The organism is Acinetobacter sp. LipI_19 (assembly GCF_058242925.1).
Genome location: NZ_JBZAYK010000005.1, coordinates 1 through 12,169, shown reverse-complemented (window position 1 = coordinate 12,169; position 12,169 = coordinate 1). Strand labels below are relative to the sequence as shown.

General features: G+C 34.4%; 10 protein-coding genes and 1 pseudogene. 4 read left to right on the top strand and 7 right to left on the bottom strand.

The window, feature by feature from the left end; genetic code table 11:
* Positions 1–1,421: 1,421 nt before the first annotated feature.
* The 3 genes from AC4CVF_RS22085 (at position 1,422) to AC4CVF_RS22075 (ending at position 3,373) form a co-directional block, all read left to right on the top strand.
* On the top strand, positions 1,422–1,613 hold the full coding sequence (locus AC4CVF_RS22085) for a hypothetical protein (protein ID WP_151791395.1): 192 nt from the start codon (positions 1,422–1,424) through the stop codon (positions 1,611–1,613).
* Between the two features lie 126 nt (positions 1,614–1,739).
* Positions 1,740–2,711 carry a hypothetical protein gene (locus AC4CVF_RS22080; protein ID WP_490789981.1) on the top strand — a complete coding sequence of 324 codons (972 nt, stop codon included), beginning with the start codon at positions 1,740–1,742 and terminating at the stop codon, positions 2,709–2,711.
* 2 nt (positions 2,712–2,713) lie between these two features.
* Positions 2,714–3,373, top strand: a complete 660-nt coding sequence (locus tag AC4CVF_RS22075; RefSeq protein WP_419281427.1) for a hypothetical protein — start codon at positions 2,714–2,716, stop codon at positions 3,371–3,373.
* A gap of 51 nt (positions 3,374–3,424) precedes the next feature.
* Here AC4CVF_RS22075 and AC4CVF_RS22070 read toward each other — a convergent pair whose 3' ends face one another.
* Together AC4CVF_RS22070 and AC4CVF_RS22065 are read right to left on the bottom strand one after the other, a co-directional pair.
* The gene (locus tag AC4CVF_RS22070; protein WP_419277868.1) at positions 3,425–4,369 is read right to left on the bottom strand and encodes a BsuBI/PstI family type II restriction endonuclease; all 945 of its coding nucleotides are present in this window, start codon (positions 4,367–4,369) and stop codon (positions 3,425–3,427) included.
* Positions 4,366–5,796 (bottom strand): Eco57I restriction-modification methylase domain-containing protein, encoded by a 1,431-nt coding sequence (locus AC4CVF_RS22065; RefSeq protein WP_419277869.1) that lies wholly within the window; start codon positions 5,794–5,796, stop codon positions 4,366–4,368. The genes AC4CVF_RS22070 and AC4CVF_RS22065 overlap by 4 nt, the downstream gene beginning before the upstream one ends.
* Positions 5,797–6,488: 692 nt before the next feature.
* On the opposite strand from AC4CVF_RS22065, the gene AC4CVF_RS22060 reads away from it, so the two are divergent.
* Complete coding sequence (locus tag AC4CVF_RS22060) at positions 6,489–6,917, top strand: hypothetical protein (RefSeq protein ID WP_000877730.1); 429 nt, start codon at positions 6,489–6,491, stop codon at positions 6,915–6,917.
* A 437-nt stretch (positions 6,918–7,354) separates the two neighbouring features.
* Here the strand turns inward: AC4CVF_RS22060 and AC4CVF_RS22055 are convergent, their stop codons facing one another.
* From AC4CVF_RS22055 to repM, 5 genes and pseudogenes are all read right to left on the bottom strand, one after another.
* Positions 7,355–9,463: a TonB-dependent receptor family protein gene (locus tag AC4CVF_RS22055; RefSeq protein WP_002124575.1), complete on the bottom strand. Its 2,109-nt coding sequence runs from the start codon at positions 9,461–9,463 to the stop codon at positions 7,355–7,357.
* Between the two features lie 400 nt (positions 9,464–9,863).
* Positions 9,864–10,070 (bottom strand): annotated as a pseudogene (locus tag AC4CVF_RS22050) (GABA permease); the annotation flags it as partial.
* On the bottom strand, positions 9,989–10,417 hold the full coding sequence (locus AC4CVF_RS22045) for a hypothetical protein (RefSeq protein WP_002124576.1): 429 nt from the start codon (positions 10,415–10,417) through the stop codon (positions 9,989–9,991). The pseudogene AC4CVF_RS22050 and the gene AC4CVF_RS22045, both read right to left, overlap by 82 nt.
* A gap of 221 nt (positions 10,418–10,638) precedes the next feature.
* Positions 10,639–11,205, bottom strand: a complete 567-nt coding sequence (locus tag AC4CVF_RS22040; RefSeq protein WP_016539267.1) for a plasmid replication DNA-binding protein — start codon at positions 11,203–11,205, stop codon at positions 10,639–10,641.
* A 76-nt stretch (positions 11,206–11,281) separates the two neighbouring features.
* Positions 11,282–12,169, bottom strand: a complete 888-nt coding sequence (repM, locus tag AC4CVF_RS22035) for a replication initiation protein RepM (RefSeq protein WP_016539266.1) — start codon at positions 12,167–12,169, stop codon at positions 11,282–11,284.

The following is a 12,169-nucleotide window of genomic DNA, read 5'->3' as shown; positions in this document are numbered from 1 at the left end:
AATAAAACCATTGATTTTCTTTTATATATGACAACTATATACTTGTCATATTTGGTAGTCAATCCGTCATAGTTAAGTAGTCAATCCGTCATAGTTAGTAGTCAATCCGTCATAGTTAGTAGTCAATCCGTCATAGTTAAACGTTGAAAGGCTTGCTCCATAAGGGATACAGCTCAATGAAAAGATTTAAAAGATATAAAAATAATTAAAAATACGTTTGAAAAAATTGCCCTTGGTTTTCGCTTCGCTCAAACTCTATTGAATCTCGCTTTCGCTCGATTCGCCGGGGCAATTTTTAGGTTAATATTCCCGTGACTTTGAGAAAAAGCAAAAACAAGAGCAAAAGAAACTCGGAATTCGCTTCGCTCATAAATTTTTTACTCGCTACGCTCGATCTAGGCTCAATTTTCTGCATGTGATTTACGCTTATTTAGGCTTCACAGCCTAAAAAGCTGTTTTTCAGAGAGTCGAGGTGCGAATTTTGGTGCTTCGCTCGTAGACACTCGCTCTATTCATCCCGATTAGAATAAAAATAGTCTCTATTTGGCGCTCATTTGCGTTTTTTGACCTGATTACTCATTTCAATAGTCGAATCTATGTCTTATGTAAAAATGTGGCTGAAATCGCATGTGAGAGCGTTTTAACTTAGGTTTAATTTTTGATTTGTAGGCTAGAGTTTTCGCTTATAGATTTTTCTCTTAAAAATACAATAGTCAGGATCTCTTTTGGCCAAGCACTATCTTTACTGTCAGTTAAGTCAATTAAGTGGATTGGGAGCCGGTACATACCGGTAATTTTTGGTTCACACACCACGCATCTAAAGATAAAGGCCTAAAATCCCCAATTTATAAGGGATGCAGATGATTATTTATGAGGAGGAATCCGATACCAATAGATAGAAGAAAAACTATTTAAGCTTTTGTTTTATATAAATATTCAATGATACCGCTGATGATATCAATAAAATGCAATTTTTAGATGTTAAGTGATTGTTTAATATATAATTTTTCTGATATCACTTTGATTTCTAGTGTGATATCCAAAATACCTATTTAAATTTTAATTATCAAAAACTTAAGTGGTATCAAAGTCTTTTAATAGTAAATAAAAAATGATTGTGTCTCTTTTGTCAGTCGTTTAGGTATAAAAACGGACACAGAAATAGCCAATTTATGTTCTCCAGAAATGAGTTCTCAAAAAACGGTCATATTTTCTATAAATGTATGTTTTTAAAAAATTATAGTGAGAACTCAACATAGTTCTCAATTTCATGGTTTAACCATAATTAAATTATTGAAAAATAAATAAAATAGATGAGTTCTTGAATTATTTTCGACAAAAGTTCTCAAAATTACCAATTTTTAACATTAAGTCTCTGAAATTTATTTGAAAATGTGAGCTCTCAATAGGGATTTTTAATTATGAGCAACTTTATTGTCGATTCAGCCAACATCGTTTCATTTCCTCGGCCATGTGACTTCTGTGAATCAAAGGAAAATGTTCAAAAATTTGCAGGGCTGATGCTTTGTGGGAGCTGTCAGGAAAATATCCGGATCACTAATCCTGGCATGTTTGAGGCCAATGGTCAGATTGAACAAAAAGCCCAGGATTAACCTGGGCTGCGTATAAGAGATTTTATGTTAAATAAAATCTTAAAAAATAGATAATTAATTAATTTTACGTTATTTTTATGCAGTAAATTTAGTTGCTTTTAATGAAAAATTAAGGGGTTGATCTTTGTGAAAGAAGAATATTTCTACGAAATTGCTAATTTTGTTTGTAAGTTTAATGAAAATAATTTGATGGATTTATTCGATGAAATTGTTTACCCAGCTTTCACATCTCAAAAAAATTGGAAGGTAAAACAGGGAAACTTTTTCTTTAAAGATGTGCAATTAATAAATCTAGATGAAAAGTCTGAAAAAACACTTGCTCTAGTAGGTAGATTTGTTCGAGATACGGTTCTAAAAAGCCCTCAAAGATATAACTATGAATCTGGCGATTTAATCCAAGGTGAACAAGAAATGCAGACATCGCCATCTGCTATTTTTGTTCTTATATTAAATAATCATCGACTCATTTATTTAAAAGAAACAGCTTATGCTCCAACTGTAGAGATGTTTAGAAAAACGGCTTTAACTTTTTTAAGAAGAGAGACTAGATCTTACATGGAAGCATTGCCGAAAGAACATCGCCAAGAATTTATACAACAGTATGGTTTACCCGACTTACGTATTACACCACTGACATCAAAGCAAAGTCTAGCTAGCTTTGTTCGCTCTTATAACTTATTAGAAACAGTAAAAATTACATTAAAGTCTCGTAATAATGATGAAATTAATAATGCAGATTTTATTGATTCTCTTCAAGAAATATCAGAATCTGTAAATAGTAAATCTACAGTCCTGACTTACCAAAATACAGATGGATTAGACAAAGAGGAAATGATAGAACAGATAGAAAAAACAACAAAACACACAAATCAGCATGTTCAAATAATAGGGCGATCTTTAACAGGTGAAGTTGTTAAAGGAGATAATGATAATTTTAAAATTGTACAAAGTATCAGTGGTATTGATCTAGGACAGTTAAAAAATACGGCTAAGTCCTTATTCAAAAGACTAAAGAAGTTAAAAGAAAATAAAAGTATTTCTTTGCCTGAAACAGAAAGTAATGTTAAAGAAAAATTGGACAATTTAAACTGTGATTAACTATGAATGAGCAGAAAATTAAGGAAATGAGCAAGGAATTGCTAGAATCTGATACTAATATATTTCATTTATATAAAGTATCTAGAGTAATTCCTTTTTCTCCAACGAATAAATTAAGTATTGTTCTAATATCTGTTTTATCATTTATAATTAGTCTAGGAATAAATCAAGAACAAATTGTTGATAAAATTAATAATTTTTCTCCAATAATTCTTGGTTGTGTCGCTACAATTACAGGTTTTTTAATTGCCGGATATACTGTTTTTTGTTCTGTAACTGAGCCTAAATTATCAGTATTACTTCACTTAGCAGGTAAAAGAGAATATGGAATATCTAAATTAAAGATTACTCATTTGAAATTTATTAGAGTATTTATATATTATATTTTTTATGCAGTATCTTTGATATTTATTATTGCTTTTTCAGGTGAAAATAAAATTCTATATATTATTTTTGATGAAAAATCAAATTATATAAACTGTTTTTTTAAAATTGTTAATTTATTAGTTTTTAACTGGATTATTATTTTCTTTATATTCTTATTAATTCAACTTGGTGCTTTTGTTTTTAATATTTATCATTCAATCATGACTGCAATATGTGCATATCCATACACAAGTAAGATCAATTTTGATAAAAATGATAACAATAAGGGAAGGTAATTTTTGCAAAATATAAATTTATTAAATAAAAATGGGATATCCCATTTTTATTTAATAAGGCCCCATAAATCTTGAGCCGTTGAAGTGGATCATGTGAGACGGATTATCCGCCATCCAGACTTCAGTTTCCCATGCAATAACACCACTATATTTTACATAGGTCTTAGTATCAGGAAAAGCCGAGACAAACACTAAACCAGCTGTACATCCTTGAAATAATGTATTTAATTCACCATATCTTTTATGGTCTACAGGTCCATGACTAGTAACAGCTTCGATTAGGAATAACCAATTTTTTTCAGGATTATAGATAACAACATCTGGCAATTTCCCGTGGTTATCTAATTGCACACCTAAAGATGCTAGTAGATCAACATCGAAGAACCCATGCTTGTTACCTGTATCACCTGCATAAACTAATGCTCCTCCAGGAACATATCGACCACCAAAATCGATGACTATATCTTTGATTAGCTGAGAATGGTCACCTGCTGAAAGTAGAATAGTTTGACCATCCGTTAATTGCAGTGGAATCATATTCATTTCACGCTCTCGTGCATACATTTGAGCAAGAGTTTGTCTTTGCTGCAAGTAATTTTGTAGCATGATTGCATATTGCTCTGATCCATAAGTTTGAAGAACTTGAAGCAAATTGGATTCAATTTGATATACAGCTTTTGGGCTATTAACTGGTCTATCAGGCTTATCGGGGTTATAAAGACAAATTCCTGCTTCAATAAACTGGTGCATCGATTGTCTACGGAATGTCTCTCGTGTATTTGGAGCATATTCTCTTTGATAGTGCTCTCGTGACCAGCTCATAATAGGTGTAATACCTACTAAAGGGTTACTTGCTTGGTTCCATAATTTTTCAGGTGTCATATCAAGTAAACAGAGTAGACAGAGAGCAGTACGTTCATTAAGTTGTTGGCGCGGCATGCCTAATTGGACAAGAATATCGTATGCTTGCTGCAGCTTTATATCTTGGTTATTCACTTAATCTCCCCGAGAAGGTTATCAATCTGCTTTTGATTCATTTTAATGTCGTATTTTTTGCCTAAAAGCTGCAAATTTTGAAGGGATGGATATTTCATGTTTCTGAGATCCGTCGCATTTACTTGAGTATGACCTGAGAAAATACGGAAATAGCTATCCAATAAGCTGCTATTCAGAAAACAAGCTAACCCCATTGCTGTTTCATAGTCAAAGCCTTGTTTTTTTATATGAAATACATTCCAACAATTATCAAACCCGATCCATTTTGTATCAATCATATTGGGATCTATGACATTAGCAACAATTCGTCGTTTTTCTTCTTTAGAGCTGAATCGTCTGACAATCACGTAAAAGCCATTATTCGGTAGTAGCCATTTCTGTGAATCTGGTGTAACCCTAATAGCATTTGGCTTCTTATGCTCTTTTGGATATTGAAGTTGCTTATCTATGAAATGATGTGGGTAAAATAATGGAACAGCTCCATCTTGAGGCGATTGCTCCAAGAACTCTTTCATTCTGTGAGACACAATTGGTCCTGTGCTTACAGATATTCCCAATTCATTTAATGAAACGGCAAAAAATGTATTATTTTCTTCTTGAGGCTGCCCGTTCGTAGCAATGCGGATAAATAGTTCTGGATCATTAGGTTTAATGACTTCAATAAAAGGGACGGTTTTGCTTTGGTAGTCACGGAAGGTCTGGTCATTAGATTGAGAAATTTGAACGTTTGACTGCTGTTTACCTTTAATCAGTTTAATGATGATATTTTCTTGTAAAACATCATCATCTTTAAAAGCCATGTCTCGACTTTCGAAGATATGAATATGTTCTATAGAACACTCCTTCAAAATTAATTCTCTGAATGGCTTGTAATAAGGACCATTGCAAAATGATCTTGGAATAATCGTTACAATTTGCCCATCTTGTTCAATGAGTTGAATTGTTAGTGCAACAAATGCTGAATAAAGATTAACGGTTTCAATTCCAACCTTTCTCAACTCTTTCCGATGTTCTGAATTGCTATTAATTTTTTTATATGGAGGGTTAATAATTGCATGAGTGTATCGCTTTCCTTTGTCAGAAGATATATTTTCAACAGCCCCTAAAATGAAGTCCTGAGCATAGATAGAAAAGTTAATATCTATAGCATGCATGTTAATTTCTAATTGTTCTCGCATGATGGGATCAATTTCCCAGAGATCTACTAACTTAATATTTTTAAGTTTTTTTGCAGCAGAAATGGTCAATGATCCTATGCCTGCTCCACAATCTAGAAGTGTTATCTCTTTTTTGTGATCGTCGAATAGGCTTGCCATATATTCAGCAATAACACTAGGCGTCATGAATTGCCCAAGTTCAGATTTTTTCTTGGGATTTAGCTTAGCATTCGTAGTCTTTCTTATGTGTTCGACAGTCATAAGATTCATGGTTCGTATTGCTGACCTAGTGAAACAAAAGTATCGTAAGTATAAACGGAAAAAGATGCTTATTTTTGATAGCTGTTTGATCTAGTTTTAAGTGCTATAAAATCCGTCATTCAATCAATTTTTTATTGCCCAGATATTTATAAACCTGATTTATAAATATCTGGGCAATAAAAAAGCCCAACATTCTGTTGGGCTTTTTCTTGGAATTGGAATCAGCTATAACAATAGAAATACTCTAAGAAGTCATACTTATGATTCGTTTCACTTTTTTTGAAGCTTTGATCTTTTTTCCAATATTACTCTGGCCAATCACACAAATCGTTTTATCAGTCTTATTGGCTATTAGCTATGTCTATCGAAAACACGCAATTGGTAAATATTCATTGATTTTTCTAGTCGTATTTTCAATCATTTTTTCATTAATGACAATTTACTTTTTTTCACAAGACTGGATATAAAACAACCAAAATTATTGGCAAAAGGTATCAAAACTGCTTAAAAACAAAGCGACATGTTTCTAAGTCGCTTTTTTGCTGATGAATGACCATTTTTAAAATATTTAAATATTTGAAATAAAAAGGATTTAAAAGAAGTGTTTCGCATAACGCCCATTATGTTAAATAGAATCAAAAAACCTCCAATAAAATCGTTATAGTATTATTATTTATTGAGTAGATAAGAGAATTAAATTAGTGAAATACTCAAATGAAAAAATAGTAAAAGCTCTCTTACTTTCTCCTTTACCACTACTTTTTTTCACAGCAGTCCTGTTTATCGTAATGAATCAGGAATACAGCCTATACTCGATTTTAGTGGTTCTTGTAGGGCACGGTCTTGTCTACTTGGCTTATTGTATTTTGACTGTACCTTTCAGCTTCATATTCTCAATTCTTTTAAATCGTTATAACAGTCTTAATTTATTAACTATCTGTATTGCCTCTATAATTATTGCTACTCCATTTTTTATTCTTTTTGGATGGAGTCACACAGGAGAAATTTCGAAAGAGTGGTGGAAGATGTATACAGATACATGGACTATCTTTATGGCTCTATTTCCTGGCTTATGTTATTGGCTATTTCTGATTAACCTAAAAGATAAGAAATCAAAGAATATTGAATAAACCATTGCATAGAGATTCTTAAATTTCCCTAAAATTAACATAATACACCTTATACGAAATTCAAAAAAAATAATATTATCTTTATGATAATTAAAGAAATTTAATACAATCTCCATTATATTAAATTCTCATTACATAGGCTAAGAACTGACTCAATAATAAAAAATGGGAGTTTTGTTGAACTCCCATTTATCTGAGAATATTGCACCATTAAAATCTGGGACTAAACACCTAGTATCTTTTATTAGATTTGAAGGTTGTAGGTTGAGCTGAGCAACTTATGCCGAGGGGCTGACATTTATCAGACAGAGTATCCATTTCAGCTTTCGGTGCTGTCTAGAAATAAAGGGAAAGTTGTTTCAGGCGAGGACATCACTTTTGCAAAGATGAATGAGAGGTGTCTCTGCCTGAATATTTGCTTTTCTAGAATTGAGTGTCTAGAAATCAAATGAGGTTTGTAGATAATACGTTTGTGGCGCACCTACATACATTCCACCGACTTGATCCGCTGAACGAGTGTAGTATTCACGGTCAAATAGGTTCTTCACACCGAAGCCCACTTTGAGACCATTGAGTTGTGTGTTGGAAAAATCATAGGATGCCCGAATACCCACTAAACCATAACCAGGAATGTTGCCATAGCGTCCAGTAGCATCATGGGTGCCCGATGCGGTTTGACCAGATTGACCGTAGAAATTAGTGTTTAGTGTCCATTGATCAATTTTATAGTCTATTCCAGCATTGCCGACCAATTGTGAATAAAAGTCGAGATCTTGTCCTTTGTTTTCCCCAGCAGATGCGGTTGCTTTGGTGTAAGTGGTATTGGCATATAGCGAAATACCGCTGAGTTCGTCACTGATTGCACCGAGATTATATTTAAATCCGAACTCGGCTCCTTTGTGTTCAGTGGCACCTAAATTTGAGTAAGTTTGAGTTGCATCATCTCGTTTTAATTCATCAGAAAAATCAATATAAAACAGGGTGAATTCTAGGGATAGATATGGGTCTAAATAGTGTGTACCAATTTCATAATTATTGGCTTTTTCAGGTTGCAAGCCTTGCATGGTCAGATAGGCACCTGACGCATTGGTATTAGCCATTTGGCTATATTGTAGTGGTGCAAAAGATTTACCGTAGTTTGCAAAAATATTCCACAAATCATTGGCTTTATACATGACTGAAAAGCTTGGTAATACTACATCATAGGATTTTTCAGCATGTACTCCGTTGAGTACCGATGCATCTTTATTTAATTTGTACATATTTTCGGTGGTTTTGATTTTCTCAAAACGAACACCAGGAATCAGAGACCATGCACCCACATCTGTGCGGTTGTCGATGAACAATGCATGTGCATCTGTTTTCCCGTCTGCTTTGGTCCAAGCATATTCATTTGTAGGGCCTGTGACCGTGTTATAGCTTGCACGATTAACCGCCTCTTCACTAGTTTCATGTAGATAGCGATAGCCCACAGAAACTTCATTTTCAGTAGTCCCAAGTTGGTACGCATGCGAATACCGTGGCTCGATTGCCGTCACTTTATAATTACGTGGCGCCGTTTGGTACAGTTTTGATCCACTACGTTCCATTCCTGCATCACGGAAGGTGTCAGTGTGATAGGCCAAAAGCTCAAAGGCATTGTCATCTTTTTTATAGCTGTATTTAACTGAACCGTCAGTACGATGCCCTTTCATATAATCATGATTGCGCAAGGACTGATATGGATTTTCAGCAAATTGAGCAGGGGTTAAACCTCCAGGCATATCTACATCTGCATCGTAGCGGTGTAGATTGGCTTCAATTTTTGCATATTCATCTATTGCATAAGCTGCTTTTAAGCGAATATCGTTGATGTCAGAGTCATCATTTTTATCGCGAAAACCCTCTCCATTAACGCCAGAATATAACAGCGCTAAGCCTAAACCGTTGTCTAAGGTTCCACCCACAAATAAGTTGGGGTTAAATTTTACATGACCGTTTTCTGCAATTTCTGTAGTGAGGTCTACCGTTCCAGCAAAGGTTTCAGGAATTGTACGCGAGTTAAAGTTAATAATCCCTCCTACATTTTGTGGCCCAAAGCGAACAGAGCCCGCGCCACGCACCACGTCGATACTTTCAGTATTGCCTAAACTAGTGGGTGCTAAGGAGAGTTGTGATTGACCATAAGGGGCAAACGAAAGTGGAACACCGTCCACGAGTACCTGTGAGCGTGGTGAAAACCGTGACGTTAAACCACGGACACCGATGCTTAACGATGCATCACTCCCTGCTGTTCCTGCATTTTCAGGAGCTTGAATACCAGGCACAGTGCGTAAAGCCTCTTTGACAGAAGTTACGCCTCGGTTAATCAACTCATCACGCTGAATGACTGTACGCGCTCCAGCATGATTTAGTACTTTCTGTGCATTGGCTTCATCTAACCAGTTGCCTTCGGCTTGCACAGTTATCGTGTTAAGCGTCACAGTAGGGTATGTATCGGCTGCATAAAGTATGGAGGGAAATAAGCAGAGGGTGAGGACTGATTTTTTGAAATGAGGGAGTAACACAAGAGATCCTTAAAATGATGTATAGGTTAAATGTGAAGAAAATACGGAGAATTTGTAAGTTTGTGAAATGATAAGCTGACTAGCGAGATCTGTAAATGATAATCGTTTGCTTTTTATTCAAGTGTTATATAAAAATTATTAGAATAAAGGGAATAGTGAAAGCACTTAAAAGTGAGCCGGCAATCTATACAAAATTCTTTTCTGAAAGTGTTCTGCAATATCAAACAGGCTGACAGTTTTCTAGAATATGAATACAGAAAGATAGATAAAAACGGCGGCTAACATTTGAGTAAAAATTGAACTTATTGCTGAGTTTAGCCTAAAAAACCAATGGCTTTCACTGGGAGGCCATTGGTTTTAGTGTATGTTGAATTTTGCTTAATCTGACATTAGTTTTACATTACAGATTGTTGGTCAAGTCCGCCTGAGTGTTATCAGATTTATCTTGAGCATGCTTTCCCCAGTTAAACTTCTGTGCACAGATGCCTAATCCAACAATAAACAATGCAAGTAAACTGGTATAGGTTACTTCTTTGAAATAAGTGCCTTCAACCAACATGGTAATAAGTGCGCCAATAATAAAGAAGATTGCAAGATACGTAAAATATTATATATTTCAATATGCTGATTCCATTCGGGAAAAATATCATTTGGGTATAGCTTTAGTGATTTAAGAGTTTGAAGAAACTGAGAGTCTATTTTTAACTTTTCTGGATGATCAACTATGTCATCAAATAATGCAGATGATCTATGAGTTAAAAATTTACCTGTAACAGAGGAGTGGTACGCCTTAGCATTAATTTTAAAGGCTTCATTACTATCATTTTTAACTATTTTTTTAAAATTTTTCGGTAAACCGTACATCATTTTATGATGATATGAACTTATATGACTCGTTATCACAAAAGATTCAAGAGATGAAATTTCTTCTAAAGAGGAATAAGAGTTTTGCATTAAAGGCCTAAGCTAAAAAATCAGAATTATGAAATTTCTCTAAAATTAACATAATACACCTTATACGAAATGCGTTATAATTATCTTTAGAAATCAATGCTGTAGTTTCTAGTTTATAGCCCATCTTCCCCAAGATGGGTTTTTTTTATGATTTTTCACGTTCCACGCCTATTCTTTGATCAATGTTTCACAACTTTGATTAGCATGCCTAAACAAGTCTCTTAGCCATTCGGCAAGAAAAAACGGCTTAACCATCCTCTTTTCGGTTGCTCCGGTTCAACGTGCTCCGGCACCAGAATACGCTTATTTTTTGTTTCGACCGGAGTAGTCAATCCGTCATGTTTAGCTTCTACTGTGTCCGGTTCTGGAGCTGTTTTGGACATGCTTGGTTGCAGCGGTTCTTGATCGGTAAACGTAGTCATATTGGTTTTTGGGGCTTCTAATAGACGTTGCATTGCCTCAATTTGTTCGTCCTTAACATGTAACTGATCATTCTTAGCTTTTAATTCATCTCGTTGAAATTTCTCACGGTCATGAGCCTGTTCTAGCTGTTTTTGAAGCATGTGAACCTGTTGTTCAAGCAGGTGAACCTCTGACAACTTTCGTGTTTCGGTTGTCTGTGAACTGTTCACATGTTTAGATGGTTCACCAAAGACTCGAATAGCTTCAGAAAGATCAATTTTACCATCGCTATTCTTACTTAAATTACCTTTATTTATTTGTTTATAAACGGCTTGACGAGTCATTCCATAGAGGTTTGAAAGTTCGATAACAGATAGTGATTTCATGTTGTAATTTAGGTTGTCTATTATGTGAACTAAGATACATTAAGAAACAGTCAACCGCTACATACACAATCAAACCTCACCCTTTAAAACCTAAATTCCTAAGATGAGGAATAAATTGCTTTTGTTGTATTGGATCTCTAAGCATTTCTTTTATTCTTGATGCCAGTACATCATAGCTTTCTCCTTGAGCTGCTAAATGCGATAGCTCATGTAAGCGAGAAAGCTGATTGCCAAACATATTGATTTGAGCGTCTGTTAGTTTATAAACCTTATCTTGTTCGTTATTTTGATTAATGCTTTTTGATTTTTCTTTAAATGAAAAAAGAATATGGGTGACTTTACGACCAGTTTTTTTCTGCTCATAGGAAACGCTTAATGGGCTGCATTCATTTATTTGGTCTACAGCAGTATCAATTACCCGTTTTTTGAAATCTGCAAATAGTGGGTATTTTTTGCCAAGCTCCAACATGCTTCGTAAGCTCTCAACAGAGATTTCACGCTTACCTATTTGTCTGTATTGCACCAATAATTCATAAATACGAATACCATATCCACTATTGATCCCAGCAATATCTGATAGAGCATACTTAGTAAATTCTCTACTTAAATTAGATATGAAGGGCAAGATAGGTTTTGAAAAACGAATACCAATGATACTTTGACTATCCAAAAACTGGATCTCTTGTACCCACCTCATTTTTATAGATTTATCATCAATACTAAGATTAATAGATCTTTCATAAAGTCTATTAATACCTTCTTTTAAGTCTCTATATGCGGTTTTTTCATGTACTCCTAATAGCTGTAGTTCATTAACGCTTACAGGGTATAACTCATCATCAGTAATAGGCTGGCTCTTCGGAATACGTGAAATAGCTGCCAAGACGATACGCTGTTCTACAGCACTTAATTGATAGGAAGCTTCTATAACTTGATTTGATTTAACAATTTGATTCTTATCCAA

Excerpts from the sequence above, each read along its gene's own strand:
- AC4CVF_RS22085 (WP_151791395.1), top strand. The coding sequence starts at position 1,422 with ATGAGCAACTTTATTGTCGATTCAGCCAACATCGTTTCATTTCCTCGG.
- AC4CVF_RS22075 (WP_419281427.1), top strand. The coding sequence starts at position 2,714 with ATGAATGAGCAGAAAATTAAGGAAATGAGCAAGGAATTGCTAGAATCT.
- AC4CVF_RS22065 (WP_419277869.1), bottom strand. The coding sequence starts at position 5,796 with ATGAATCTTATGACTGTCGAACACATAAGAAAGACTACGAATGCTAAG.
- AC4CVF_RS22045 (WP_002124576.1), bottom strand. The coding sequence starts at position 10,417 with ATGCAAAACTCTTATTCCTCTTTAGAAGAAATTTCATCTCTTGAATCT.
- AC4CVF_RS22040 (WP_016539267.1), bottom strand. The coding sequence starts at position 11,205 with ATGAAATCACTATCTGTTATCGAACTTTCAAACCTCTATGGAATGACT.